A 25,797-nucleotide genomic window follows, 5' to 3' on the forward strand; every position below is an offset into this window, starting at 1 on the left:
GGCCCAGCGCGGGGCGGTGACTTCAGATGCCGCGGCTGCAGCCGGCGCGCGCGCGGAAACGGGGACCGGCCCGGTGCGCGGCTATCTCGCGGGCCAGAGCGGCACCGGCACCAAGACCGACACGCCGCTGCGGGAAACGCCGCAATCGATCACAGTGGTCACCGCCGACCGCGTCACCGACCAGGGCGCGCTCACCGTGCAGGAATCGCTGCGCTACGTGCCCGGCGTTTTCGCCGACGCCTATGGCCCGGATTCGCGCGGCGACTATCCGCGCATCCGCGGCCAGGATCCGAATATCTATCTCGACGGCACGCGGATGGTGAACACGTGGCAGTTCAACGAATGGCGGCCCGAACCCTACACGCTCTCGCGCATCGAGGTGCTGCGCGGGCCGGCGTCAGTGCTGTATGGCGACACCTCGACGGCCGGCCTGTTGAACCTGATCTCGAAGCGGCCGCAGGCGGAAGGCTTCAACGAGATCGGCGTGCAATATGGCAGCTTCAACCGCAAGCAGGTGCAACTCGATTCGACCGGCAAGCTGACCAAGGACGGCGAGTGGCTGTACCGCTTCATCGGCGTGCTCCGCGACAGCAATACGCAGACCGACTATGTCAAGGACGACCGCATCGTGCTGGCGCCGTCGCTAACCTGGCGGCCGACCAACAACACCAGTTGGACCGTGCTCGGTACCTACCAAAAGGATATGGGCGGTATCTCCACTGCGTTCCTGCCGCATGAGGGCACGCTGTTCCCCGGCCCCAACGGCTTGATTCCGGTGCGGCGATTTACCAGCGAGCCTAGCTATGATCGCTACCAGACCGAAACCGGCGCGGTCTCCAGCCTGTTCGAGCACAGCTTCAGCGACGGCCTGAAGATCCGGCAGAGCATGCGTTACGCCCATATCGAGGGCATCTATCGGTTTATCTATCCGGACATCTATTCAAATCCGGATCCATTTCTGGGGGATCCCCTGCGGCGCACCGTAGCACGGTTCGTTTCGGGACGGGAAACCAGCAAGAACAGTTTTACCTCGGACAGCAACGCCGAATTGAAGTTCGCGACCGGCCCGATCATGCACAAGACGCTGTTTGGCGTCGACTATCGCGTCCTTGGGGAACGCGCGTCGTCAGGAACTTATCTCGATGATACTCGATTCGACCTCTATGCGCCGGTCTACAATGGCGTCGTCCCGCCGACGCTCTCACCTGAACCGGATCTGCGGCAAAGCCAGCTCGGGCTCTACGCGCAGGACCAGATGCGGCTTGGGCCATGGTTGGCTGTCCTCGGCATCCGCCAGGATTTCGTCAGCAATAATGTGCAGGGGGCGCCGGCAGAAGACACCAGGGCGACCACCGGCCGCGCGGGACTGATGTACGAATTGCCGTTCGGCCTGACGCCCTATGTCACCTATGCGCAATCCTTCACTCCGGTCTTCGGCTCCGGCATCTGCGTCGGCGGCACCTGCAAGGCGCAGCAGGGCGAAATGGTGGAGCTGGGCTTCAAGTACAATCCAATGCCCGGCACGGCGATCAACGGTGCGATCTTCGACACCACCGAGAAGAACCGGTTGGCGAGCAGTCCCGACGACGCTCTGCTCTCGGTCCAGACCGGGCAGGTGCGCATTCGCGGCGCCGAACTCGAGGTGATCAGCCGCGTGACGCCGGACCTCGATCTGATCGGTGCCTACTCCTACCTCGATGCCAGGGTGGAGAGCGGAGATAATATTGGCAAGCGCGTCGAAACCGTCCCCGAACATCAGGCCTCGCTATGGGCGAAGTACCGTCTCACTGCGCTTGGCCTGCAGGGCGTCACGATCGGCGGCGGCGTGCGCTACATCGGCGAGTCCTGGGACGGCACCGACAGCATCCGCACGCCTGACTACACGCTGTTCGACGCCATGATCCGCTACGAGACCGGCCCCTGGCGGTTTCAGGTCAACGCCAGCAACATCGCCGACAAGCGTCATGTCACCACCTGCTGGTCGCGCGGCGACTGCTTCTTCGGCATCGGCCGCACCGTGCTGGGGAGCGCGACGTACAGGTTCTAGGTTGGTCCGGAAAAGGCGAGGCCGATCTCACTTCGGCTTCGCCCGATACGTCTGCAGAAACACCCGCGTCGCGCTGTCCACCACCTGCGCGATGCGCTCCGCCGACGGCGCCGGCTCTGCCTGAAACACGAACGGCAGAAACAGCGTCGCCTGGCACATCTGCAGGAATTGCGCGGCGGCAAGGCCGCAATCGTCGATCGCAAGATCGTCCGGCCCGACATGGGCCTGCAGATAAGCAGCAAGACCGTTGATCGTCCGTGCCAGCACGTTCTCGTAGAACTGGCGCCCGACCTCCGGCATCCGCTCGGCGATCGCCATCACCGTGCGGATCGACGATCCGCCGCCTGGCCGGCAGATCGATCCGATGTAGGTTTGGCCGAATTCCCGCAGCGTGGTTTCGACATCGCGTTTGGGATCGAGATTGTATGCGATCTTGCCCTTTTCGAGCGCTTCGTCCTCGACGATGGCCTCGAACAGCCGGCTCTTGTCGGCGAAGTAGACGTAGAGCGTGCCCTTGGAGACGCCGGCGGCGCGCGCGATCTCGTTCATGCTGGCTCCATCAAAGCCCAGATCCATGAACACCTTTCGCGCGCCGTCCAAAATCTGACGGCGCTTCGAACTATCCTCCTCGCCAAAGGGATGAATGGTGTTTGTCGTTGATGCAACCATTGGTTTATCTTCTCGCGCGAGAATTCAACCCGCGATAGGACAGGAAGCTTTTCTCGCGTTATGGTCCTATCGTAGCAATGTATCTTGACCGAACCGTTCGGTCAATGGTAGTTTCGATCAGTGTGCCAATGCGGCCGGTTTCCTGGCCTCACGAGCATCGTGACGTTCGGAGTGGGGGAGGCCGGCAATGGCCGCAGCGAGAGACCAGGCCGCACGCATCGTTCGCGCCGGATCGGAAACGGCGAACGATGAAGCTGCGCCCGAGGCCGGCGCCCAGCTTGCGGACCAGTTGCGGACTCACGTCGCGGAAGAAACCAGGCGTCGTCCTGCCGAGTCGCCCGGCGCCGAGCGGCCAGTCGCGCCATCCATCGGCACCGATGCAGCGGCGGCGAAACCGGGCAAGCGCAAATTCGTCATGATCGGCGCGCTCGGACTGCTCGCGCTGGCCGCGATCGGTTACGGCGTCTACTTCGTCCTGGTCGGACGCTTCTATGTCTCGACCGATGATGCCTATGTCCGCTCCAACAACACCATGCTCGGCGCCCGGGTGTCCGGCCATGTCGCGGCAATCCTGCCTCGCGACAACTCCCTCGTCCGCGCCGGCGACGTGATTTTCAGAATCGACGACGGCGACTACCGGATCGCTGTGGAAGCCGCGCGCAGCAAGATCGCGACGCAGCAGGCCACCATCGATCGCATCGGCCGTCAGGTCACGGCGCTCGAAAGCGCCGTCGAGCAGACCAAGGCGCAACTCGCTTCCGCGGAAGCCGCGATGAAGCGCGCCGGTCTCGACTTCGATCGCCAGCAGGCTTTGAGCACCAAGGGTTTCGCCTCGCGCGCCGCCTTCGAGGTCTCTGAAGCCAGTCGCGATCAGGGCGTCGCTGCGGTGAGGTCGGCGCAAGCGGCCTTTGACGCCGCGCGCGACAATGTCGAGGTGACAAAGGCGCAGCAAGCCGAGGCCCGCGCGCTGCTTGCGGAATTGCAGACCCAGCTCGCCAAGGCGGAGCGCGATCTCGCCTTCACGTCGGTGCGCGCGCCGGTCGACGGCACCTTTTCCAACCGCCTCGTCAATGCCGGTGACTTTATCCAGGCCGGGCAGCGGCTCGCCAATGTGGTGCCGCTCAACGACGTCTTCATCGACGCCAACTACAAGGAAACCCAGCTCAAGCGCATCCGTCCCGGCCAGCCCGTGAAGATCTCGGTCGACGCCTACGGTCACCGCAAGTTCGCCGGCGTCGTCGACAGCATTTCACCGGCGGCAGGCTCGGTGTTCACGCTGCTGCCGCCGGACAACGCCACCGGCAATTTCACCAAGATCGTGCAGCGGCTCCCGGTTCGTATTCGCGTGCCGAAGGAAGTCGCAAAACAGAACCTGCTGCGCGCCGGCATGTCGGTCTATACCACCGTCGACACCCGCGAGGGCGCGGCCGACGCCGACAGCGAGGCCGATCTCGATGCGCCCGGGACGGTTCAACCGAAGTAATTTTTCCTGAGGCCCGGGCGAAACGCTCGGCGCCTGTGCCGAGTTGACCATGGCTGAGGCCACCACCGCATCGCCTTCGACGATGAATGCCGCGGCCGATGAGCGTATCCCGCCGCGGCGGCTGTTTGCGTTTCTCATCATGGTGTTCGGGATGTTCATGTCGATCCTGGACATCCAGGTCGTCTCGGCGTCGCTGTCGGAGATCCAGGCCGGCCTGTCGGCCAGCTCCAGCGAAGTGTCGTGGGTGCAGACTTCCTACCTGATCGCCGAAGTGATCGCTATCCCGCTGTCCGGCTTCCTGTCGCGGGCGTTCGGCACCCGCCTATTGTTTGCGATTTCCGCCTCCGGCTTCACCATCGCGAGCTTCTTCTGCGGATTTGCCTCGACCATCGAGCAGATGATCCTGTGGCGCGCGATCCAGGGATTTCTCGGCGCCGGCATGATCCCCACCGTGTTCGCATCCGCCTACACGGTGTTTCCGCGCTCGAAATTCCACATCGTCGGTCCGATCATCGGGCTGGTCGCGACGCTGGCGCCGACCATCGGGCCCACCGTCGGCGGCTACATCACCGGCATGATGTCGTGGCACTGGCTGTTCTTCATCAACATCGTCCCCGGCATCGGCATCACCATCGGCGTGCTGGCGCTGGTCGATTTCGACCGGCCGAACTTTGCGCTGCTCGAGCATTTCGACTGGTGGGGCCTCTTGTTCATGGCGGGCTTTCTCGGCACGCTCGAATATGTGCTGGAAGAAGGCCCGCAGTCGCCGTGGCTGGAAGACACCTCGATCGCGGTCTGCGCAGCGATCTGCGTGGTTTCGGCGATCGCGTTCTTCTGGCGCGTGCTCAGTGCGCGCGAGCCGATCGTCGACCTCAGAACCTTCACCGACCGCAATTTCGCCGTCGGCTGCCTGATCTCGCTCTGCGTCGGCGTCGGCCTTTACGGTCTCACCTACATCTATCCGCGCTATCTGGCCGAAGTCCGCGGCTACAGCGCGCTGATGATCGGCGAGACCTTGTTCATCTCTGGTCTCACCATGTTCCTCACCGCGCCGATCGTGGGGCGGTTGATGACGAAATACGACATGCGCTATTTGATCGCGATCGGCCTCGTCCTGTTCGGGCTCGGCACCTACCAGATGACGTGGATCACCAAGGACTATGATTTCTACGAATTGCTGATCCCGCAGCTCCTGCGCGGCGTCGGCATGATGCTCGCAATAGTGCCGACCAATACCATCGCGCTCGGCACGCTGGCGCCGGAGCGTGTGAAGAACGCCTCCGGGCTGTTCAACCTGACGCGCAACCTCGGCGGCGCGGTTGGGCTTGCCGTCATCAACCAAGTGCTCAACGAACGCACTGATCTGCACATCTCGCGGCTGCACGACCGCGTCACCTGGGGTAACGCGACCGCGGTCGAAACGCTCAACATGTTGACCCAGCGCATGCAGGGCATGGGCGATTCTGCACTGATGGCGATGAAGCAATTGTCGCAGATCGTGCACCGCCAGGCGGTGGTGATGGGCTATGGCGATGCCTTCTTCATGCTGACGGTGTTTTATTTCGGCCTGAGCCTGTTCGTGCTGGTGCTGAAAAAGCCTTCCGCGACGGTCGCTGGCGGCGACGCCCACTAGTACGCGTGGCAACACGCGATCACGCTGATGTCATGTTGCAAATCACCCGCGATGCATTTATAAGCAGCGCATTGTTGCTCGAGCCGGGGAGATTTGCATGATTTCGATGTATTCGCAGATCGCGCCCTCGCGTCCGATGCGCGTGCTGGTATTTCGGTCGCGTAGCTGAGCGCGCTCTCCGCCGGCCCTGATCGGGTCTGACACCCGATCTCCAAAGCTTCCCAACGACTTAACGCTATTTTTCAACGACGCTTGCGTTCGGCCTGAGGCCACCGCGCGTCAATTCAGATGGAGCCGGCGTGTGTCTGCGCACAGCCGGATGACGACATGACCGTTCAAACAGACAAACGACCCGCGGCGATTCGCGTGGTGATTCCGTTCGTGTTCCGCCACTGGCTACAACAGCCCGGCCGCGCCGTCGTCGTCGCCGGCGGGCTGCTCGGCGCGACCGCGGCCGACCTGTTCATGCCGATCTTCTCCGGCCGCCTGGTCGATGCGCTGACCTTGGGCGCTTCGGACGCGGCGGCGCGACATGCCGCGTTCGTTGCCTTCGGTGGGATCGTGGCGCTCGGCCTGTTGTCGATGATCCTGCGCCTGACGGGTCTTCAGGCGATCGTGCCGTTCACGCTGAAGACCATGTCAGACGTGTCGCGCGATGCTTTCGCGCGCGTGCAGCGCTTCTCGACCGACTGGCACGCCAACAGCTTTGCCGGCTCGACCGTGCGCAAGGTCACGCGCGGCATGTGGGCGCTCGACCTGCTCAACGACACCATCCTGATGGCGCTGGCGCCGTCGCTGCTGGTGCTGCTGGGCTCGATGATCCTGCTCGGGCTGCACTGGCCCGTGCTCGGCGCGGTCATCGCGGTGGGCACCGTGATCTACGTGTCGATGACGCTGGCGTTCTCGGTCAACTATATCGCGCCGGCCGCGCGTGTCTCCAATGCCTGGGACACCAAGGTCGGCGGTACGCTGGCGGACGCCCTGACCTGCAACGCGGTGGTAAAATCCTTCGGCGCGGAAGCGCGCGAGGACGCGCGGCTCGCCGGCGTCGTCGGCCGATGGCGCACGCGCGTGCGTCGAACCTGGCTGCGCTACAATTACACCTCCACCGCGCAGCTCGCGGTGCTGCTGTGCTTTCGCGCTTCCGTGATCGGCGGGGCGATCCTGCTGTGGATCGCGGGTCGCGCCACGCCGGGCGACGTCACCTATGTGCTGACCAGCTACTACATCATCCACGCGTATCTGCGCGACGTCGGCATGCACATCAACAACCTGCAGCGATCCGTGAACGACATGGAGGAGCTGGTCGCGATCCATGACGAGCCGATCGGCATTGCGGACGCGCCTGATGCGAAGCCGATCGATATCCAGGGCGGCCGCATCATGTTTGACGACGTGACGTTCCACTACGGCGGCCATCTTGCGCCGCTGTACGACGGCCTGTCGGTGGAGATCCGCGCCGGCGAGCGGGTTGGCTTGGTCGGACGTTCCGGATCCGGCAAGACCACCTTCGTCAAGCTGGTGCAGCGGCTCTACGACGTCAGCGGTGGCAAGATCCTGATCGACGGCCAGGACATCGCGCAGGCGACGCAGCAATCGCTGCGCAGCCAGATCGCGATCGTGCAGCAGGACCCGATCCTGTTTCATCGTACGCTGGCCGAGAACATCGCTTATGGCCGGCCGGGCGCCAGCATGGCTGCGATCGAGCAGGCGGCCCGGCTCGCCAACGCGCACGACTTCATCCTGCGGCTGCCGAAGGGCTACGGCACGCTGGTCGGCGAACGCGGCGTCAAGCTGTCGGGCGGCGAGCGGCAGCGCGTCGCCCTGGCGCGCGCGTTCCTGGCGGATGCGCCGGTTCTGATCCTGGACGAGGCGACCTCGAGCCTCGATTCGGAATCGGAAGGCTTGATCCAGCAGGCGATGGAGCGGCTGATGAAAGGGCGCACCTCGATCGTGATCGCCCACCGGCTATCGACGGTGCGCAGCCTCGACCGTATCCTGGTGTTCGACCGCGGCGAGATCGTCGAGCAGGGCACGCACGCGGCGCTGACGGCGCGGCCCGGCGGCATCTATCGCGGGCTGTTCGAGCTGCAGGCTACCGAGTTCGGCCGCGTCTCGGCGGCGGAGTGATGAGCGTTCTTGCAGCCTTGCTCGATGTCGGAATATGTTTTCCGGCATCGAGGAGGCTCGCGCAATGCGCTGGTTTCGAAAGGATCGGCCGCCGGAAGTCTGGGAAGCCGCCGTTCAGCCGGATGGCGATATCGAGGCGGCGCAGCGGATTCGCGAGATCTGTGTGTCGGCCGCGGCCATCGCCGAGAGAATGGCCGCGCCTGGCGGCCGCAAGGCGGACGCGGCGAAGAGTTCTGAGGCCGAGCGATACCAGGCAGCGATCAAGCGCGCGCTGGAGATCGCCAGGACGATGTCCGACGACGACATGCGTGACGTTTCCGTCAGCCAGATCATCGCGCTGTGCGTGAAGGTAAACCACCTGAAGACCGCAAGGGTGCTGCTTCGGGCGATCCAGTCGGAACAGACGAGGGCCGGACTGATTGCCGATCATCCGGCGCTGGCTGATCAGGAAGCCGCCAACTGAGGCGGCTCTCGATCCTGCTTGGACGATGCCGGCGCCACGGCGGCGCGCGTGCGTGTGGAGATCGCAACCGTCACCACGACCGCCGCGGCGAACAGCAGGATCTGCAGCGTGATGGTCTCGCCGTTGAAGAACGCTGCGAGCGCAAAGGTGACGAAGGGCTGCAGCAACTGGACCTGTGAAACCCGCGCGATGCCGCCCATCGCCAGCCCCGCGTTCCATGCGAAGAACCCGATCCATTGCGAGAACAGCGCAACGTAGAGCAGCCCAAGCCATGGCTTCAGGGCTATCTGGCCGATATCGTGCGGCATGGTCAGCACTGCGGCCGGGATCGAGAGCGGCAGGCCGATGACGAGAACCCAGCTAATGACCTCCCAGCCCGGCATCTGAGATGTGAGCCGGCCGGAGAACGCGTAACCGATCGCGGATACGGCCACGGCCGCGAACAGCAGGAGATCGCCGGTCGAGAACGCGCCGCCGCCTTCCCTTAAGGAAAACGCGATCACCAGCGCAGCGCCGGCGACGGAGGCGATCCAGAACAGCAGCCTCGGCCGCTCATGGGTGATAGCCACGGCGACGAGCGCGGTGGCGATCGGCAGAATCCCGAGCACCACGCCGCCATGCGAGGCATCGACCGTCTGCATGCCAAGCGACATCAGAAGCGGAAACAGGACGGCGACGCAGAGCATCGCGATGACCAGTTGCCCCCACAGCGCGCGAGGCGGCAATGGGCGGCGCAACACAACAAGGAGCACGAGCGAGCACATCCCGGCGATCGCGGTGCGCAGCGAGGTCAGTGCAATCGGATCAATTTCCGCAACCGCGATCCGCGTCGCCGGCAGCGTGCCGCCAAAGATCACCATGCCGATGAAGCCCAGCAGCAGGCCGAGACGTTCGCGCGACGAAGGGGAGCTCATGACGCGATTGGTTAGCTGCTTTGCAGGTCAGCGTACAGCAATCTACTCGGAGCACATGGCGGCTATGCGCTTCTATCTCGGAGCAATGCTGCTCCACACCAATCCTAATCCCGAGAGAAACAGCAGCGCCAGCACGACGTCGTAGAAATTGCGGTCGTTGAGGGCATGGTAGGTGCGCATGCCGAGGTTGGCGCCGATCAGCGTACCGGGCAGTGCCAGCATCGCCAGCCAGAACACGTCCAGTTTGACGAAACCGCTGGCGATCTGCAGGCAGAGCGCGGCGCCGAGCACGCTGCCGTTGAATATCTGGAAGACGCCGCGGCGCTGATCCTTGGTCCAGCCGCGGATGCTGGCCCACAGTGTCGGCAGCGGGCCCGACAGGCCGGCGAGGCCGCCGAGAATGCCGCCGGCAAATCCGACGCATGTGTCGGCTATGCGGCCGCCGAAGCGGAACGCCATCGGCTTGCGGATGAAATAGAGCGCAGTCGGAAACACCAGCAGCATAACGCCGACGCTGAGCTTGAAGTTCTGCGGGTCGGCGCGCGCCACCAGCAGCGCCCCGATCGGCATGCCGACAAGACCGCCCGCCACGAACGGCCAAGCCAGTTTGAAGTCGATCACTTTCCACATCGACGGCAGCGTCGAAATCTGCGAACTGACCGAACAGATCAGAACCAGCGGCACGGCAATCGCCGGCGGCACGATATAAAGCCAGATCCCCAGCGCCATCAGCGCCGTTCCGAAGCCGGAGAGACCGGAGACAAAACCACCGGCAAGCGCGCCGGCCAGCAGGATCGCGTAGGTGGATGCGTCCACTCTTCTCTTCCCCCGTCATTCCGGGGCGATGCGCAGCATCGAACCCGGAATCTCGAGATTCCGGGTCTGGTCCTTCGGACCATCCCGGAATGACGACGTTCGAATTTGTGCCGACATTTACACGACGCAACGGGAAGGTACTATCGCAATCGAAGCCTTCAACAACAACCTGGTGGAAACGGCCCGATGAGCGCAACTCCTTCGAAGACCTTCCTCGTTTGTCACGGCGCGTGGTCCGCGGGCTGGGCCTGGAAGAAGATGCATCCGCTGATGCAGGCCGCCGGGCATCGCCTGATCACGCCGACCTACAGCGGTCTCGGAGAGCGCGCGCATCTGGCGCATCCGGGGATCGATCTCAATTCGCATATCGAAGACCTACTTGCCGTCATTGAGTATGAAGACCTGCGCGACTTCGTGCTGATCGGCCACAGCTACGGCGGCATGGTCGCGACCGGCGTCGCCGACCGGGCCCGCGACAAGGTCAAACAGCTCATTTATATCGACGCTTTCGTGCCGCAGGACGGCCAGTCGCTGCTCGATTTGAACGAGGCGGGGCGGGCGCGGATGCAGGAGCTATCGAAAAGCGGTGATGGCTGGCGCGTGCCGCCAAACCCGACGCCGCCAGATACGTCGCCCGCCGACGTCGAATGGCTCAACGCGCGTCGCGTCGACATGCCGATCAAGTGTTTCGAGACCAGGCTCAAGCTGCAGGGCGGCGCGCTGACCCTGCCACGCAGCTACATCTACGCCACCCGCATCACGCCCGCCGATACGTTCGGACCGTTCGCCAAAATGACAAAGGGCGATCCCGCCTGGAGCTACTACGAGATCGACGCCAGCCATTCGCCGAATGTCACCGCGCCGGAGGCATTGATGGCGCTGCTGCAGAAGATCGTGGCGTAGGCCGGTTCTGAGTCGAAAATGGCGAGAGGTCCGGCGCGTTACGCCGAACCCCTCATTCTCAAAACATCAGCCAGCCTGTAAGCCGGGTTCTGTAGGGCACCATTCTTGCGAATGGTACGTGACGGCCATTCCTCTGGGACCAGGTTTGCACATGGCCTCGAGCAACCTACCCGGACGGCGAGCCTGACATCGCCCTGCGGCGTTATCGCTCTCGCGAACGGACCCGCATTGCCGTCCCTATTCGGTTTTGCTCCCGGTGGGGTTTGCCATGCCGTTTCCGTTGCCGGATACGCGGTGCGCTCTTACCGCACCTTTTCACCCTTACTCCGTCCGGAGACGGAGCGGTTCGTTCTCTGTGGCACTTTCCCTGGGGTTGCCCCCGCCGGACGTTATCCGGCACCGTATGTCGATGGAGCCCGGACTTTCCTCCCCCGCAGCCTTTCGACCGTAGCGGGAGCGGCCGTCCGGCCGACTGACACCCTACGAATGGGGATTCCGGCGCGCCGCGTCAAGCGATCGCAATGGTTAATCGGGTTCCATACGTGCAATTTTGACAGAAGCGGCATGGCGGCATTTGATGTTGGCTGATCGATTTGAGGATGAGTAGCGGTGACACGCGATGAATATGCCGGCCGGCCTTGGTGAAGCACTGCTGCAGAGCGCTTCCGACGCGATCATCGCGACCGATCGCGAGGGCCGCATCAGTTTCTGGAATCCCGGCGCCGAGCGCATCTTCGGATTTCCGGCCGGGGAGACCATCGGCCAGTCGCTTGACCTGATTATCCCTGAAAATTTGCGCGCCCGGCACTGGGCCGGCTTTCGGCATACGATGGCGACGGGAACGAGTCGCTACGGTCACGGCGATCTGTTGTCGGTGCCCGGTCTGACAAAAGACGGCCGGCGGATATCGGTCGAATTCACCATCGTGTTGCTGCGAAATGAATTGCAGGAGGTCACAGGTACGGTGGCCGTCATGCGCGACGTGACGAAGCGCTTTGCCGAAGTCCGGGAGCTGAAGCGGAAGCTCGCCGAGGCCGGCGGGCAGTCCTGAATACCCACTGGCATTGTTCACGTTTCCGGTATGAAATTGTCCCTCCCGAGAGGGTCGCTCCACCGCCAGAATAAATTTCCCAGACGATGTCGTTTTGCTGGAGGCCCGTTCGACTGGGTGTCGGCGATCCAGCCGGTAAAAGAAGGAGTTTCCAAAATGCAGTATCTGCTGTTGATCTATCGGAGCGAGGCCGAGTTTGGCAAAATGGACGCCGCGGCGCGGAAGGCGAAGACGGCGGAATACGGCGCGTTCACCCAGTCCATTATCCAGAGCGGCCATTTCAAGGCCGGTGACGGCTTGCAGCCGACCACGACGGCAACCACCGTGCGCGTCCGCGACGGCAAGACCCTGACGACGGATGGTCCATTCGCGGAGACCCGCGAACAGCTTGGCGGCTATTATCTGGTCGAGGCCAAGGATCTCGACACCGCGCTGGCGATCGCCGCGCGGATTCCCGAGGCCACGATCGGTTCGATCGAGGTGCGGCCGGTCATGGTTTATGATTGACGGCGCATGACGCCCATCGAAATCGAAAAAGTCTTTCGCGACGAGGCGGGGCGGGCGCTGGCCACGCTGATCCGCCTCGTCGGCGATTTCGATCTTGCGGAAGATGCGTTGCAGGATGCGTTTGCGGTGGCGCTGGAACGCTGGCCCGCCGCCGGCCTGCCGTCCAATCCACGTGCGTGGCTGGTCAATGTCGGGCGTAACAAGGCGGTCGATCGTATGAGGCGCAGCATCGCGTTCCGCGGCAAGCAGCAGGAATTGACGCATGAACTGCTGCTCAATGCGTCCACGTCGTGCGACACCGCCGACAGCGCATTTGACGACGACGTGCTGCGGCTGATCTTTACCTGCTGTCACCCGTCATTTGATCCCGCAGTGCAGGTCGCGCTGACGCTGCGAACGGTGTGCGGCCTCACGACGGCCGAGGTCGCGCGCGCGTTTCTCGCCGGCGAGGAGGCGATGGCCCAGCGCCTGCTGCGGGCCAAGCAGAAAATCCGTCTCGCCGGCATTCCCTATGAAGTGCCGGAACGCGAAATGCTGGAGCCGCGCCTGCGCGGTGTGCTCGCCGTGATCTATCTCGTCTTTACGGAAGGCTATGTCGCAACGTCGGGCGCGAACCTGATGCGGCCGGATCTCGCGCGCGAAGCAATTCGGCTGGCAAGGCTGCTCGATGCGCTGATGCCCGGGCGCGGCGAGATCAAGGGGTTGCTGGCCCTGATGCTGTTGCACGATTCCCGCCGCGCCGGACGGGCGACTGCCGGCGGGGACATCGTGCTCTTGGAAGAGCAGGACCGCACGCTGTGGGACCAGCGCCAGATCGCCGAGGGCTTGATGCTGGTGGAAGACGCGTTGCGGATGCCGGGGCGGCCGCAATCCTATGCGGTGCAGGCGGCCATCGCGGCGCTGCATGCGCGTGCGCCAAGCTATGAAGATACTGACTGGCCGCAGATCGCCGGCCTCTATGAAGTGCTGCTGCGGATCAGCCCGTCGCCGGTGATCGAACTCAATCACGCCGCGGCGATATCGATGGTCGACGGGCCGGCGCGGGCCCTTGATTTGGTCCATGCGCTGGAGGCGCGGGGCGGACTGAAAGGTTATGAGCTGCTGCCGGCCGTGCGCGCCGATTTGCTGCGCCGGCTCGGCCGGCGCGATGCGGCGCGCGAAGCATATCAGGCAGCGACGGCGGCGACGCAACTCGAGCCGCTGCGGCGATTTTATGCGCGGCGGATCGCGGAGATGGGGTAGCTTTTCACCTCGCCCCGCTTGCGGGGAGAGGTCGGATTGCGGAGCAATCCGGGTGAGGGGGTACAGGTCTCACGTCGTTCAGAACTCGTGGATAGAGCCCCTCACCCCAACCCTCTCCCCGCAAGAGCGGGGCGAGGGAGTGCAATTACCTCGCCGCCACCGTTGTCGCCGCGTCCGTCGGCAGGCTCGTCAGCAGCGCGTGCAGCGTGCTGATCGTCGAGTGATCGGCGATGCCGTCGACGCGCGCGGGGCGGAAGTGGCGCTGGAACGCGGTAACTACTTCCATAGTCGGGCCGTCGAACTTGCCGTGGATCGGGACGTTGTAGCCGTATTTGGCAAGCGCCATCTGCAGGCCAGCGACGTCGTCGCTGATGCTGCCGAGTTTGAGCGTTTCGCCGCGCACGATCGGCGCCGGCTGCACCCAATGGCCGACGCCGGAATTCGCCAGCGAATGCCACGGAAACTTTTCGCCGGGATCCTTCTTGCGCGCCGGGGCGACGTCGGAATGCGCGAGCACGCGATGCGAAGGAATCTTGCGGCGGAGCATGATGCCGCGGCACAGCGCGATCACGGCGGCGATCTGGCGCAGCGGGAAGTCCGGATAGCCCCAGTCGTGGCCGCGGTTGATGATCTCGATCCCGATCGAGCAGGAATTGATGTCTTCCTCGCCGGCCCAGGAGGATACCCCGGCGTGCCAGGCGCGCTTGGCTTCCGGCACGCATTGCACGATGCGGCCGTCTTCCAGCACGATGTAATGGGCTGAGACGTCGGTGCCGGGGGTGCAGAGCTGGGCAATCGCGCCTTCCACATCCGGCATGCCGGTGTAGTGCAGCAGGATCATGTCGGCGAGGCGACCGTTGTTGCGCTCGCCATAGTTCGGCGACGCGATGACGTCGGAAGCAATCGATGAATCGGGGGTAAAAGTCTTCATGTCGGCGTTGGCCCTGGGAACGGGAAGGGCGCGTTGACGCCTCGAATCAATACCAGCAGATGCGAACGGACCAGAAGCCATTTTTTGGACCCAAACCGGGCGGGAGAACGGCAGCATCGTGTTATAAGCGACAATACCATTTACTATTCATTTACCTCGTGCGTGCGCAATCCGGTGGCCGAGTTCCATCCCGCATTTTGACCGGGTGTGTGCGGGGCGCATCACCATTTTTCGGCGTCTATAAAAGCGCGCAAAACCTTAATCGAACCATCAACGCTTTCTTAACGCTAAGTGCCGTTACTAAGTGGTGAAGAGCCGAACCGGGTTGGGGACGGCCGAAGCCCTCTTTCGCGCTCGAAATGCCATGGCAACCCAGCAAATTCCGTCTGGAAATGAGCGGGCGCGAGGCCGGGCCGAAGGCAGCAATCGCGCCGAGTCGCGGCCGTTGGGCCGGAACAGCCCGGCGAAGCGCAGAGATTTGAGGCGCAATGGGCTCGTTCGCGTCCAGTTTTCGTACCATCGACTGGAAAGCGCCAGGGGACGGCGCATGAGCCCGGCTGCGCCGCGTCATATCTCGGTGCTCGGCCGCGAGGCGGTCGAGATGCTCAATCCCAGGGACGGCGGCATCTATGTCGACGCGACCTTTGGGGCCGGCGGCTACAGCCGCGCGATCCTCAGCGTCGCGGGAACCCGCGTCATCGGCATCGACCGCGACCGGTCGGCTGTTACCGGCGGATTCGATCTGGTCGAGCAGTCCGAGGGACGGCTGACCCTGGTCGAGGACCGATTCTCCAACCTTGCGGATGTCTGCGCGGCGCAAGGCGTCGCTGCGGTGGATGGCGTCGTGATGGACGTCGGCGTTTCCTCGATGCAGCTCGATCAGGCCGAACGCGGCTTCTCGTTCAGGCTCGGCGGCCCGCTCGACATGCGGATGGGCCATGACGGCCCGACCGCGGCCGATGTCGTGGCGAAGGCCTCCGAAGCCGATCTCGCCAACATCATCTACATCTTCGGCGAGGAGCGCCATTCCCGCGCGGTGGCGCGCGCTATCGTGGCAGCGCGCAAGGAAGCGCCGATCACGACGACGCAAGCGCTGGCCGATATCGTCAGCAAGGTGGTGCGCGCCAAGCCGAACGAGATTCATCCGGCGACGCGCACGTTCCAGGGCTTGAGAATCTTCGTCAACGCGGAGCTCGACGAACTGCACCTGGCGCTGGCGGCGGCGGAGCGGGTGCTAAAGCCCGGCGGGCGGCTGGTGGTCGTCTCGTTCCATTCGCTGGAAGACCGCATCGTCAAGGATTTTTTCAACGCCCGCGGAAAGTCCGGCGGCGGTTCGCGGCACTTGCCCGAGCTGGCGCAGGCCGCGCCGAGTTTCCAGATTTTGACCAAGCGTCCCGTGACTCCAGGCGAAGCCGAAGTGGCTGCCAATCCGCGCGCGCGTTCCGCAAAACTGCGCGCCGCCGAGCGCACCGCGGCGCCCGCGCATGTGGCCGGGCGCCTGCCGGCTTGGCCGGTTCTCGCCAACGTGATGAGGGGAGGCTGATCATGCGGGTCATCCACTTCCTCGTCATCGGCGTGCTGGTGTTCGCGGCGGCTTACGTCTACCGGATCAAGATGGAATCGACCTCGCGCGTCGAGCGTGTGCTGCGGCTCAACGCCGAGATCCGCGAACAGCGCGACGCCATCGCGGCGCTGCGTGCGGAATGGGCCAAGCTCGATGCGCCGCTGCGGTTGCAAGGGCTGACCGAACGCCACCTCGGCCTGAAGCCGCTGAACGCCACGCAGTATGATCAGTTGAGGAATCTGCCGGAACGGCCGCCGGCCTTCGCAAGGCCCGGCGCGCCCGATCCGATCGGCGCGATGATCAACACCATCGAGGCAGCCGCCGAAGCACCGCCCACCACGGGGTCCGTGCCCCCGCCGGGAGATCAGCAATGACCGGCCGGGCGCTCACCACCATCAAGCGGCCCGCGGAGCCATGGCGACAGCGGCTGATCCGCAGCCTGCTCTACGGGCGCAACGTCGACCGCGCCGCCAAGGCGCGGGCCCGCGTGGGGCTTGCTATTTTGCTGTTCGCGGCGATCTATGCGGTGCTGGCCGGACGTCTGGTGATGTTCGCGGTCGGCGCCGACAGCCACGGCGCGCGCCGCACCGCCTCGCAGGACGCAATTGCGACCGCGCGGCCGGATATCGTCGACCGCAACGGCGAGGTGCTGGCGACCGACGTCAAGGCGCCGAGCCTGTTCGGCGAGCCCAGGCGCATCATCGACAAGGACGAGGCGATCGAGCTCCTGACCGCGGCACTGCCGGACCTCGACACGGCGGAGGCGCGCACACGCCTGTCGTCGCGCAAGGGGTTTGTCTGGCTGAAGCGCGAGATTTCGCCCAAACAGCAACACGACATCCACAAGCTCGGCATTCCCGGCATCGGCTTCCTGCGCGAGAACAAGCGGGTCTATCCTACCGGTGCGGCGGTCGCGCATCTGATCGGCCTCGTGAATATCGACAACCAGGGCATCGCCGGGATGGAGAAGTGGCTGGACAATAACGGTCTGGCCGATCTGCACCGCGCGGGTTTTGCCACCGATCGGCTGCAGAAGCCGGTGGAACTGTCGATCGACTTGCGCGTCGAGCACGCGCTGCGCGACGAACTCTTGAAGGCGAAGGAGAAATACAAGGCCAAGGCGGCTTCCGGCCTCGTCTCCAACGTCCGGACCGGCGAGATCGTGGCCCTGGTGTCGCTGCCGGATTTCGATCCCAACAATCCGAAGGAGGCGCACGATCCCGAGCGCATCAACCGCCTGACCACGGGCGTGTTCGAGATGGGCTCGACCTTCAAGGCGCTGACGCTGGCGATGGCGCTGGATTCCGGCAAGGCCAATCTCAACACGCTCTATGACGGGCGCGGGGTACTGAAGTTCGGCAAGTTCACCATTCACGACACCCATCCGGTCGGCCGCGCGATCACGCTGTCGGAAGTGTTTACGTTCTCCTCGAACGTCGGCGCGGCCAAGATCGCGCTGGCGCAGGGCGTCGAGGCGCACAAGGCGTTCCTGAAGAAGCTCGGCCAGATGGATCGGCTGCGCACCGAACTGCCTGAAAGCGCCACGCCGATCGTGCCGAAGCGCTGGACCGAGCTCAACACCATCACGGCGTCCTTCGGTCACGGCATCGCGGTGGCGCCGCTGCAGGCGGTGATGGGTATCAACGCCTGCATCAATGGCGGTCTCCTTATTCCCCCGACCTTCCTCAAGCGGTCGGAAGAGGAAGCGCGGGCGATCGCCAAGAAGGTGCTCAGAACCGAAACCTCCGACAAGATGCGCTATCTGATGCGGTTGAACGCCGAGATCGGAACCGCCAAGAAGGCCGACGTGAAGGGCTATTATATCGGCGGCAAGACCGGTACCTCGGAAAAGGTGGTCAACGGCCGCTATTCCAAGAAGCAGGTGCTGAACTCCTTTACGGCGATCATTCCGGCCGACAATCCGCAATACCAGTTGCTGGTCATGCTGGACGAGCCGAAGGCGCTGCCGGAAACCCACGGCTTCATCACCTCGGGCTGGAACGCGGTGCCGACCGGCGGCAAGGTGATTGCCCGCATCGGCCCGCTGCTGGGCATCGAGCCGCGCTTCGACCTGCCGCCGTCCGACCGCCTTATTCTTGCGGCATCGAAGACAACCCAGTAAGGCGTATTATCACGCGCCCCTAGCTGCGCCGGCCGGACTGGAGCAAGATGAAACTTCGCGACCTCTTCAGCGATGACGCTGCGATCGAGCCGCAGGCGGAAGCTGTCGATGTGAAAGGCCTTAGCGTCGACAGCCGGGCGGTGAAGCCGGGCGACCTGTTCTTTGCGCTGGCAGGCAGCAAGACCGACGGTTCCCGCTTTATCGATGCGGCGATAAACGCGGGCGCGGTCGCGGTAGCGGGTGACCGCGCTTCGCCGGACTGCCGCGTGCCGTTCATCGTCACGCCAAATCCGCGCCGCGCGCTGGCGCAGGCCGCGGCGCGATTCTATCCGCGGCAGCCCGCGACCATCGCGGCGGTGACCGGGACCAGCGGCAAGACCTCGGTGGCCGCGTTCACGCGCCAGATCTGGGAACGGCTCGGCCACGCTTCCGCCAGCATCGGCACCATCGGCCTCGTTTCGCCGAAGCGCACGGTCTACGGCTCGCTGACGACGCCGGACCCGATCGCGCTTCACAAGCAGCTCGACGAGATCGCGGGCGAGGGCGTCACCCATCTGGCCTTCGAGGCATCCTCGCACGGGCTCGACCAGTTCAGGCTCGACGGCGTACGCATCGCCGCCGGCGGCTTCACCAATCTCACGCGCGACCACATGGACTATCATCCCGACGTCGGGCATTACCTCGCCGCCAAGCTGCGGCTGTTCCGCGATCTCGTTGCGCCTGATGGTGCGGCGGTGATCTCGGCCGATCATGATTGCTCGCCGGAAGTGATCGACGCGGCGAGGTCACGATCCCTGCGGATTATCGCCGTCGGCCGCAACGCGGATGGCGCCGGTGAAGGCATCCGCCTCGTTGGTGCTACGGTCGAAGGATATGCGCAGAATCTTGCACTGGCGCATCGCGGGCGCAGTTACACCGTCAAGCTGCCGCTGGTCGGCGAATTCCAGATCGAGAATGCGCTGGTTGCCGCCGGGCTCGCGATCGGCACCGGCAGCGAGCCGGCCGACGTGTTCGCTACGCTCCAACATCTCGAAGGCGCCAAGGGGCGGCTGGAGCTGGTCGGCGAGCACAATGGCGCGCCGATCTTTGTCGATTATGCGCACAAGCCCGACGCGCTGGCGAAGTCGCTGCAGGCGCTGCGGCCCTACGCCAAGCGCAAGCTTGTCGTTATCTTCGGCGCCGGCGGTGACCGTGACGCCGGCAAGCGCCCGATCATGGGCGCGATTGCGGCCGAGAATGCCGACCACGTCATCGTCACCGACGACAATCCGCGCAGCGAAAATCCGGAAACGATCCGCGCCGCTATTCTGGCTACGGCGAGGGGCGCCAGCGACATCGGCGATCGCGCTGAAGCGATCAGGACCGGGATATCGGCGCTGCAGCCCGGCGACGCGCTCTTGATAGCCGGCAAGGGGCACGAGACAGGCCAGATCGTCGGCGACAAGGTTTTGCCGTTCAGCGATCACGAGGCGGTGGCGGCCGTGCTCGCAGCGAGGGTGTCATGAGCGCGAGGCCATTGTGGACCATTGCCGAAATCGCGCAGGCACTCGGTGTTGCCGGCGAATATCCGGATACGCCGATTGATTTCATCACGCAGGACAGCCGCCTGGTGAAACCCGGCTGCCTGTTCGTGGCGTTGAGCGGTACGCCCAGCGGCGGTTTTATCTCCAGTTTCGCCAGCGCACGCGACGGCTGGGAATTCGCCGACAAGGCCGAGGCGGCCGGCGCGGCGGCGATGATCGTTCCACACCGAATTGCCGGCGTGAGTGTTCCCCAATTGGTGGTCGAGGACACGCTGATCGATGGCCTGTGGGGCCTCGCGCGCGCGGCGCGGGCGCGGTTCAAGGGCCCGGTGATCGGCCTGACCGGCAGCGCCGGCAAGACCAGCACCAAGGAGTTCCTCGCCGCCTACCCGAACGCCTATGCCAGTCCGAGCAGCTTCAACAATTTCTGGGGCGTGCCGCTGACGCTGTGCAATGCCAGTCCCGCCGCAAGCGTGTGGGTGGTCGAAATGGGCATGAACCAGACCGGCGAGATCGCGCGGCTCAGCGAACTGACCAGGCCGACGGTCGCGCTTGTCGTGAACGTGCAGCCGGTGCATCTGGAAAAGCTCGGCAGCCTGGAAGCGATCCGGCGCGAAAAGATCAGCATCGCGCAAGGTCTGCCAAAGGACGGCGTGCTGGTGTTGCCTGGGGATGTCGAGGCGCCGGAATGGAACGGCAGGGTTGTTCGCTTCGGCGGGGGATCCGATGTGCGGGAGCTGAACCACGCAGCCCAGGGCGAGAGCTGGAACGTCACAGCGCAGGTGAACGGCGGGCCAATCGAATTCGGCCTGACGCCCGGCGCACCGCACCGCCTGCAGAACGCATTGGCCGCGCTGGCTTCCATCCATGCCGCCGGGCTCGAACCCGCGGCGCTGGCCACAGAGCTCGGCCATGTCGGCATCATGACCGGCCGCGGCGTGGAGCAGGCGGCCCATGGCGTCACCGTGATCGACGACAGTTTCAACGGCAACCCGGCCAGCATGGTGGCCGCGCTCGGCAGCCTGAAGGCACGGCCGGTGAAGACCGGCCGGCGCATCGCCGTTCTCGGCGACATGCTGGAATTGGGCCCCGATGCGCCCGACTATCACGAGAAGCTCGCTACCGACCTGCCCGGCATCGACGGCATTTACTGCGTCGGCCCGCTGATGCGCCATTTATACGATCTCGTGCCGGCGGAGCGGGCGCTCGGCTGGCATGAAGACCCGGCTACGCTCGATCCCCAGGAAATCGCCGCACTGCTGCGGGACGGCGACGTGGTGGTCGTCAAGGGCAGTAAAAAGATGTTCTGGGTGAACAAGTTTGTGCCGAGGCTGCTGGCCGCCTTGCAGGCAAAGGCGTAAACTGGCCGCACTTGACGGCTGTTGTTTCCGCGAGACGCGATTCGTCAATACCCCATGCCTGACCAAGATTTGCTTGGTTTGAGGCTGAAAACGATTATCAAGGCGTTCCCGGAACGAACGCGCTCCCGGAGCGCTTCCCGTTAAGGACGGCGCAACCAAGCCGCGTGATAGGGCCTACCTGAATGTTTTACTGGCTGATCGAGCTTTCCAACACCGTCCCCGGTTTTGGTATCTTCCGCGGCGTGTTCAACGTGTTTCGCTACATCACTTTCCGCACCGGCGGGGCGATGGTGACAGGCGCGCTGTTCGTGTTCCTGTTCGGGCCCTGGATCATCGATCATCTGCGGCTGAGGCAAGGCAAAGGCCAACCGATCCGCACCGACGGCCCGCAATCGCACCTGATCTCCAAGAAGGGCACGCCGACGATGGGCGGGCTGATGATCCTGTCGGGCCTCGTGGTGGCGACGCTGTTATGGGCCAATCCGCTCAACCCCTACGTCTGGATCGTGCTGGCGGTGACGCTCGGCTTCGGCTTCGTCGGATTTTACGACGACTATCTGAAGGTGACGAAACAGAGCCATAGCGGCTTTGCCGGCAAGCTGCGGCTCCTGATCGAAGCGGTAATTGCGCTCGCTGCCTGCTACGCGCTGGTGCGGCTCGGCCGCGATGCAACCTCGACCTCGCTTGCAATACCCTTCCTGAAAGACGTGGTGATCAATTTCGGCTGGTTCTTCGTGATCTTCGGCGCGTTCGTGATCGTTGGCGCCGGTAACGCGGTCAACTTGACCGATGGTCTCGACGGGCTTGCGATCGTGCCTGTCATGATCGCCGCCGCCAGCTTTGGCATGATCTCGTATCTGACCGGTAACGCGGTCTTCTCCGACTATCTGCAGATCAGGTACGTCGCCGGAACCGGTGAGCTTGCGGTGCTCTGCGGCGCGGTGCTCGGCGCCGGCCTCGGGTTCCTTTGGTTCAATGCACCGCCGGCCTCGATCTTCATGGGCGACACCGGCTCGCTCGCGCTCGGCGGCATGCTTGGTGCGACGGCAGTCGCGGTCAAGCATGAGATCGTGCTGGCCGTGATCGGCGGATTGTTCGTGCTGGAAGCCGTCTCGGTGATCGTGCAGGTGACCTCGTTCAAGCTGACCGGCAAGCGGGTGTTCCGGATGGCGCCGCTGCACCATCATTTCGAGCAGAAGGGCTGGACCGAGCCGCAGATCGTGATCCGGTTCTGGATCATCTCGGTGATGCTGGCGCTGGCCGGCCTCTCCACGCTGAAGCTGCGGTGATGATCGTGCATTTCTACGGCCGTCATTCCGGAGGCCGCGCAGCGGCAATCCGGAATCTCGAGATTCTCCGATGTGCAATTGCACATCGTAGTTCGTGCTTCGCACGCCCCGGAATGACCGTGGAGGCGTTATGATCCCCGTTACCTCCTTTGCGGGCAAGACGGTCGCCGTCTTCGGTCTCGGCGGTTCGGGCCTTGCTAGCTGTCACGCGCTGAAGGCCGGCGGCGCGGAAGTGATCGCGGGCGACGATAGTGCCGACAATATCGCGAAGGCAGCCCAGGCCGGCTTCACCACCGCGGATCTGCGCACGATATCGTGGTCGAATTTTGCGGCGCTGATTTTGACGCCCGGCGCGCCGCTCACCCATCCGGCGCCGCACTGGTCCGTGCTGATGGCGCGGCAGGCCGGCATTGAAGTGATCGGCGACGTCGAATTGTTCTGCCGCGAGCGCCGCCGTCATGCGCCGGACGCGCCGTTCGTCGCCATCACCGGCACCAACGGCAAGTCGACCACCACGGCCCTGATCGCGCATCTGATTGATGTCGCCGGTTATGACACCCAGATGGGCGGCAATATCGGCACGGCGATCCTGTCGCTGGAGCCGCCGCGGATGGGACGCGTGCATGTGGTCGAGATGTCGTCCTACCAGATCGACCTTGCACCTTCGCTCGATCCGTCGGTCGGCATTCTCCTTAACATCAGCGAAGACCATATCGATCGCCACGGCACGCTGGAGCATTATGCCGCCGTCAAGGCGCGGCTGGTCGCTGGCGTGCAGCCGCAGGGCACGAGTATTGTCGGCGTCGATGACGGCTGGTGCCGTAACATCGCCGACCGGCTCGATCAGGCCGGCAAGCGCGTGGTGCGGATATCCGTGAAGAACCCGCTGCCCGACGGCATCTATGTCGAGCGAGAAACCATCGTTCAAGCCGCGGGCGGCGCGCGCAATGAGGTCGCAAGGCTTGGTGGCATAGGCTCGCTGCGCGGCCTGCACAATGCACAGAACGCAGCTTGCGCTTCGGCTTGCGCGCTGGCGATGGGCATCTCGACCGACATCTTGCAAAACGGCCTGCGCAGCTTTCCCGGGCTCGCGCACCGCATGGAGCAGGTCGGCCGCCGCGGCAACGTGCTGTTCGTCAACGACTCCAAGGGCACCAATGCCGACGCTGCCGCACATGCGCTGTCGTCCTTCGCCGACATCTTCTGGATCGCCGGCGGCAAGCCGAAGCAGGGCGGCATCACCGGCCTCGCCGAATATTTCCCGCGCATCCGCAAAGCCTATCTGATCGGCGAGGCCGCGCAGGAATTTGCGGGAACCCTGGGTGAACGCGTGCCGCACGAGATTTCCGAAACGCTCGATGTTGCCGTAGCCAGCGCCGCACGCGATGCGGAAGCCTCCGGGATCGCCGACCCGGTCGTGCTTCTGTCACCCGCCTGCGCCTCGTTCGACCAATACCGCAATTTCGAAATCCGCGGCACCAAATTCCGCGATCTGGTGACGGCGATGCCGGGCGTGAAGCCGGTGGTGCAATTGTAGGATGGGTAGAGCGTAGCGAAACCCATCAGCTTCGTGGCGGCAGTTGATGGGTATCGCTTCGCTCCACCCATCCTACATCCTGCTCATTCGAGGGCGTCGCAAATGGCAATTCATGCTCCGTCGCGTACCCGTGTTCGTTTCGCGTTTGCAGTCCTTTCGGCGGTCTGTGCGTTGAATGCCGCCGTGCATGCCGCTTCGCCGCTATCCGACAGTGTGTCTCTCAGCGAGTCGACGATTTCGTGGAGCACGGTCAAGTACGCGACCTCTGCGGAGAACGGATTCGTCAGCGGGTCGCTCGACAAGACGGCCATCGTCGATCGCACGTTCAAGACCTACGTGCTCGAGAACCGTTATCTGAAAGTAACGCTCTTGCCCGAATTCGGCGGGCGGATTCTTTCCATCATTTACAAGCCGACCGGCCACGAACAGCTTTATCGCAACGAGGTAGGCCTACCCTACGGAATGAAGGCCGGCGTCTTTTATTACGACTGGCTGATGGTGTATGGCGGCATCTTCCCCACCTTCCCGGATCCCGAGCACGGCAGGACGTGGCTGAAGCCGTGGGACTTCAAGGTCGTGAAGGAGAGTGCCGGCGAAGTGACGGTGTCGATGTCGCTTAGGGATGATTTCGCGTATTCCGCGGCGCCAGCGCAGTTCCTCAAGGGTTCGACGGGTATCGAAGCGACTTACCACGTCACGCTGAAAGCCGATCGCGCCGCCCTCGATGCGCGCGTGGTGCTGAAAAACCCGCACGATAGGACGATCGATTACGAGTACTGGACGTGCACGACGCTCGCGCCGGGATCGGACCCGAAAAGCCCCAAGACGACCGGCGGCGCCGAAATCATCGCGCCGATCGAGGCCTACAGCACGCCCGGCTGGTCGGCCAATCTGTCCGAAGGCGATGAGAGCTTAGGTCAGGGCAAGAGCCGTTTCGAGAAGCTGCGCTACTTCAAGAACTGGCCGACAATGGGCATCGCGTACGCGGCGCCCGATATGCAGGGCGGGAATTTCTGGGGTGTCATCAACCATGATAACGAAGAGGGGATCATCCGCATCGCCGACAATACGGTCACGCCGGGCCTGAAAATGTGGACGTGGGGATATCAGTCGTTCACGAACGAAACCGACGCACGCAAAGACCCGAACGAAGCGCGGCCTTACGTCGAATTGTGGGCCGGCGTGTCGGACCAGTTTTTCCACCGCGCTCAGCTTCCCGCGCGAGGCGAAGTGTCTGTTACGGAGACCTACAGCCCGATCGTCGGCATGAGCAACGTGACGGATGCGAACGAGAATATCCTGATCAATCTCTCGGCCGCAGCTTCCGGTGTGAATCTTCAGTTCTTCAGTATCGAACCGGCCACGCCGTTGCGCGTCACGTTGAAACGCGGCGATGCGATATTGTTCAACGACGCCGTGAAAGCCGACCCGAAAAACGGAAATCGCATTTCCGCGACAATTCCTGCCGGCGGCAGCGGCGAACAGGTGCGGCTGACGATCACGACCGCGGAAGGCAAGGAGCTGATCGCGGCCGAGACCAAAGTAAAGTAGCTTGACTGTAGGATGGGTAGAGCGCAGCGAAACCCATCATCTTTCGCCAAGCGCAATTGAT

The 25,797-nt window shown here is 63.9% G+C and carries 21 protein-coding genes and 1 other RNA gene; 17 read left to right on the forward strand and 5 right to left on the reverse strand.

Going from position 1 to position 25,797, the window contains the following annotated elements; all coding sequences use genetic code 11:
- Positions 1 to 2,047, forward strand: a 2,047-nt coding sequence (locus CP49_RS00315; RefSeq protein WP_057848312.1) for a TonB-dependent siderophore receptor, incomplete at its 5' end; no start/stop codon positions are given.
- A 27-nt stretch (positions 2,048 to 2,074) separates the two neighbouring features.
- Here the strand turns inward: CP49_RS00315 and CP49_RS00320 are convergent.
- Positions 2,075 to 2,716 carry a TetR/AcrR family transcriptional regulator gene (locus CP49_RS00320; protein WP_057848313.1) on the reverse strand — a complete coding sequence of 214 codons (642 nt, stop codon included), beginning with the start codon at positions 2,714 to 2,716 and terminating at the stop codon, positions 2,075 to 2,077.
- A 187-nt stretch (positions 2,717 to 2,903) separates the two neighbouring features.
- Between CP49_RS00320 and CP49_RS00325 the strand changes: the two genes are divergently transcribed.
- From CP49_RS00325 to CP49_RS00340, 4 genes are all read left to right on the forward strand, one after another.
- Entirely contained in the window at positions 2,904 to 4,199 is a 1,296-nt protein-coding gene (locus CP49_RS00325) for an HlyD family secretion protein (protein WP_057848314.1), read from the forward strand.
- Positions 4,200 to 4,248: 49 nt separating this feature from the next.
- Positions 4,249 to 5,832 carry a DHA2 family efflux MFS transporter permease subunit gene (locus CP49_RS00330; protein WP_057848315.1) on the forward strand — a complete coding sequence of 528 codons (1,584 nt, stop codon included), beginning with the start codon at positions 4,249 to 4,251 and terminating at the stop codon, positions 5,830 to 5,832.
- Positions 5,833 to 6,159: 327 nt separating this feature from the next.
- On the forward strand, positions 6,160 to 7,962 hold the full coding sequence (locus CP49_RS00335) for an ABC transporter ATP-binding protein (protein WP_057848337.1): 1,803 nt from the start codon (positions 6,160 to 6,162) through the stop codon (positions 7,960 to 7,962).
- Between the two features lie 64 nt (positions 7,963 to 8,026).
- Positions 8,027 to 8,425, forward strand: a complete 399-nt coding sequence (locus CP49_RS00340) for a hypothetical protein (protein ID WP_063791603.1) — start codon at positions 8,027 to 8,029, stop codon at positions 8,423 to 8,425.
- Here CP49_RS00340 and CP49_RS00345 read toward each other — a convergent pair.
- Together CP49_RS00345 and CP49_RS00350 are read right to left on the reverse strand one after the other, a co-directional pair.
- Positions 8,407 to 9,339, reverse strand: coding sequence for a DMT family transporter (locus tag CP49_RS00345; protein ID WP_063791601.1), 933 nt, complete (start codon positions 9,337 to 9,339; stop codon positions 8,407 to 8,409). The genes CP49_RS00340 and CP49_RS00345 overlap by 19 nt on opposite strands.
- Positions 9,340 to 9,411: 72 nt before the next feature.
- Complete coding sequence (locus tag CP49_RS00350) at positions 9,412 to 10,155, reverse strand: sulfite exporter TauE/SafE family protein (RefSeq protein ID WP_057848317.1); 744 nt, start codon at positions 10,153 to 10,155, stop codon at positions 9,412 to 9,414.
- Positions 10,156 to 10,341: 186 nt separating this feature from the next.
- Between CP49_RS00350 and CP49_RS00355 the strand changes: the two genes are divergently transcribed.
- A complete protein-coding gene (locus CP49_RS00355; protein WP_057848318.1) occupies positions 10,342 to 11,058 on the forward strand; it encodes an alpha/beta fold hydrolase in 717 nt (238 codons plus the stop codon).
- Between the two features lie 62 nt (positions 11,059 to 11,120).
- Here CP49_RS00355 and rnpB read toward each other — a convergent pair.
- Positions 11,121 to 11,534, reverse strand: an RNA gene (gene rnpB, locus CP49_RS00465) — RNase P RNA component class A.
- A gap of 143 nt (positions 11,535 to 11,677) precedes the next feature.
- On the opposite strand from rnpB, the gene CP49_RS00360 reads away from it, so the two are divergent.
- The 3 genes from CP49_RS00360 to CP49_RS00370 all read left to right on the forward strand — a co-directional run bounded on the left by CP49_RS00360 (position 11,678) and on the right by CP49_RS00370 (position 13,858).
- Positions 11,678 to 12,109 carry a PAS domain-containing protein gene (locus CP49_RS00360; protein ID WP_057848319.1) on the forward strand — a complete coding sequence of 144 codons (432 nt, stop codon included), beginning with the start codon at positions 11,678 to 11,680 and terminating at the stop codon, positions 12,107 to 12,109.
- Between the two features lie 156 nt (positions 12,110 to 12,265).
- Complete coding sequence (locus tag CP49_RS00365; protein WP_057848320.1) at positions 12,266 to 12,616, forward strand: YciI family protein; 351 nt, start codon at positions 12,266 to 12,268, stop codon at positions 12,614 to 12,616.
- A gap of 6 nt (positions 12,617 to 12,622) precedes the next feature.
- The gene (locus CP49_RS00370) at positions 12,623 to 13,858 is read left to right on the forward strand and encodes an RNA polymerase sigma factor (protein WP_057848321.1); all 1,236 of its coding nucleotides are present in this window, start codon (positions 12,623 to 12,625) and stop codon (positions 13,856 to 13,858) included.
- A gap of 145 nt (positions 13,859 to 14,003) precedes the next feature.
- On the opposite strand, the gene CP49_RS00375 is transcribed toward CP49_RS00370, so the two are convergent.
- The gene (locus CP49_RS00375) at positions 14,004 to 14,870 is read right to left on the reverse strand and encodes a peptidoglycan recognition protein family protein (RefSeq protein WP_082645803.1); all 867 of its coding nucleotides are present in this window, start codon (positions 14,868 to 14,870) and stop codon (positions 14,004 to 14,006) included.
- Positions 14,871 to 15,336: 466 nt separating this feature from the next.
- On the opposite strand from CP49_RS00375, the gene rsmH reads away from it, so the two are divergent.
- The 8 genes from rsmH to CP49_RS00415 all read left to right on the forward strand — a co-directional run bounded on the left by rsmH (position 15,337) and on the right by CP49_RS00415 (position 25,736).
- A complete protein-coding gene (gene rsmH / locus CP49_RS00380) occupies positions 15,337 to 16,332 on the forward strand; it encodes a 16S rRNA (cytosine(1402)-N(4))-methyltransferase RsmH (RefSeq protein WP_057848323.1) in 996 nt (331 codons plus the stop codon).
- Positions 16,333 to 16,334: 2 nt separating this feature from the next.
- Complete coding sequence (gene ftsL / locus CP49_RS00385; RefSeq protein WP_057848324.1) at positions 16,335 to 16,727, forward strand: cell division protein FtsL; 393 nt, start codon at positions 16,335 to 16,337, stop codon at positions 16,725 to 16,727.
- Complete coding sequence (locus tag CP49_RS00390; protein ID WP_057848325.1) at positions 16,724 to 18,475, forward strand: peptidoglycan D,D-transpeptidase FtsI family protein; 1,752 nt, start codon at positions 16,724 to 16,726, stop codon at positions 18,473 to 18,475. The genes ftsL and CP49_RS00390 overlap by 4 nt, the downstream gene beginning before the upstream one ends.
- A 47-nt stretch (positions 18,476 to 18,522) precedes the next feature.
- The gene (locus CP49_RS00395; RefSeq protein ID WP_057848326.1) at positions 18,523 to 19,980 is read left to right on the forward strand and encodes a UDP-N-acetylmuramoyl-L-alanyl-D-glutamate--2,6-diaminopimelate ligase; all 1,458 of its coding nucleotides are present in this window, start codon (positions 18,523 to 18,525) and stop codon (positions 19,978 to 19,980) included.
- Positions 19,977 to 21,359, forward strand: a complete 1,383-nt coding sequence (locus CP49_RS00400) for a UDP-N-acetylmuramoyl-tripeptide--D-alanyl-D-alanine ligase (protein ID WP_057848327.1) — start codon at positions 19,977 to 19,979, stop codon at positions 21,357 to 21,359. Before CP49_RS00395 ends, CP49_RS00400 begins: the two co-directional genes overlap by 4 nt.
- A gap of 182 nt (positions 21,360 to 21,541) precedes the next feature.
- Positions 21,542 to 22,648, forward strand: a complete 1,107-nt coding sequence (mraY, locus tag CP49_RS00405) for a phospho-N-acetylmuramoyl-pentapeptide-transferase (protein ID WP_057848328.1) — start codon at positions 21,542 to 21,544, stop codon at positions 22,646 to 22,648.
- Between the two features lie 130 nt (positions 22,649 to 22,778).
- Positions 22,779 to 24,185 carry a UDP-N-acetylmuramoyl-L-alanine--D-glutamate ligase gene (gene murD, locus CP49_RS00410; protein WP_057848329.1) on the forward strand — a complete coding sequence of 469 codons (1,407 nt, stop codon included), beginning with the start codon at positions 22,779 to 22,781 and terminating at the stop codon, positions 24,183 to 24,185.
- Between the two features lie 102 nt (positions 24,186 to 24,287).
- Entirely contained in the window at positions 24,288 to 25,736 is a 1,449-nt protein-coding gene (locus tag CP49_RS00415) for a DUF5107 domain-containing protein (RefSeq protein ID WP_057848330.1), read from the forward strand.
- Positions 25,737 to 25,797: the final 61 nt, after the last annotated feature.

Source organism: Bradyrhizobium valentinum (assembly GCF_001440405.1).
Lineage (GTDB): Bacteria > Pseudomonadota > Alphaproteobacteria > Rhizobiales > Xanthobacteraceae > Bradyrhizobium > Bradyrhizobium valentinum.

What these genes read in the sequence shown, in the direction of transcription:
- CP49_RS00330 (WP_057848315.1), top strand. Translation starts at nt 4,249, where the DNA reads ATGGCTGAGGCCACCACCGCATCGCCTTCGACGATGAATGCCGCGGCC.
- CP49_RS00365 (WP_057848320.1), top strand. Translation starts at nt 12,266, where the DNA reads ATGCAGTATCTGCTGTTGATCTATCGGAGCGAGGCCGAGTTTGGCAAA.
- CP49_RS00395 (WP_057848326.1), top strand. Translation starts at nt 18,523, where the DNA reads ATGAAACTTCGCGACCTCTTCAGCGATGACGCTGCGATCGAGCCGCAG.
- CP49_RS00415 (WP_057848330.1), top strand. Translation starts at nt 24,288, where the DNA reads ATGGCAATTCATGCTCCGTCGCGTACCCGTGTTCGTTTCGCGTTTGCA.
- CP49_RS00375 (WP_082645803.1), bottom strand. Translation starts at nt 14,870, where the DNA reads ATGGCTTCTGGTCCGTTCGCATCTGCTGGTATTGATTCGAGGCGTCAA.
- mraY (WP_057848328.1), top strand. Translation starts at nt 21,542, where the DNA reads ATGTTTTACTGGCTGATCGAGCTTTCCAACACCGTCCCCGGTTTTGGT.
- CP49_RS00320 (WP_057848313.1), bottom strand. Translation starts at nt 2,716, where the DNA reads ATGGTTGCATCAACGACAAACACCATTCATCCCTTTGGCGAGGAGGAT.
- murD (WP_057848329.1), top strand. Translation starts at nt 22,779, where the DNA reads ATGATCCCCGTTACCTCCTTTGCGGGCAAGACGGTCGCCGTCTTCGGT.
- CP49_RS00390 (WP_057848325.1), top strand. Translation starts at nt 16,724, where the DNA reads ATGACCGGCCGGGCGCTCACCACCATCAAGCGGCCCGCGGAGCCATGG.
- CP49_RS00370 (WP_057848321.1), top strand. Translation starts at nt 12,623, where the DNA reads ATGACGCCCATCGAAATCGAAAAAGTCTTTCGCGACGAGGCGGGGCGG.
- CP49_RS00360 (WP_057848319.1), top strand. Translation starts at nt 11,678, where the DNA reads ATGAATATGCCGGCCGGCCTTGGTGAAGCACTGCTGCAGAGCGCTTCC.
- CP49_RS00325 (WP_057848314.1), top strand. Translation starts at nt 2,904, where the DNA reads ATGGCCGCAGCGAGAGACCAGGCCGCACGCATCGTTCGCGCCGGATCG.
- ftsL (WP_057848324.1), top strand. Translation starts at nt 16,335, where the DNA reads ATGCGGGTCATCCACTTCCTCGTCATCGGCGTGCTGGTGTTCGCGGCG.
- rsmH (WP_057848323.1), top strand. Translation starts at nt 15,337, where the DNA reads ATGAGCCCGGCTGCGCCGCGTCATATCTCGGTGCTCGGCCGCGAGGCG.
- CP49_RS00335 (WP_057848337.1), top strand. Translation starts at nt 6,160, where the DNA reads ATGACCGTTCAAACAGACAAACGACCCGCGGCGATTCGCGTGGTGATT.
- CP49_RS00355 (WP_057848318.1), top strand. Translation starts at nt 10,342, where the DNA reads ATGAGCGCAACTCCTTCGAAGACCTTCCTCGTTTGTCACGGCGCGTGG.
- CP49_RS00345 (WP_063791601.1), bottom strand. Translation starts at nt 9,339, where the DNA reads ATGAGCTCCCCTTCGTCGCGCGAACGTCTCGGCCTGCTGCTGGGCTTC.
- CP49_RS00340 (WP_063791603.1), top strand. Translation starts at nt 8,027, where the DNA reads ATGCGCTGGTTTCGAAAGGATCGGCCGCCGGAAGTCTGGGAAGCCGCC.
- CP49_RS00400 (WP_057848327.1), top strand. Translation starts at nt 19,977, where the DNA reads ATGAGCGCGAGGCCATTGTGGACCATTGCCGAAATCGCGCAGGCACTC.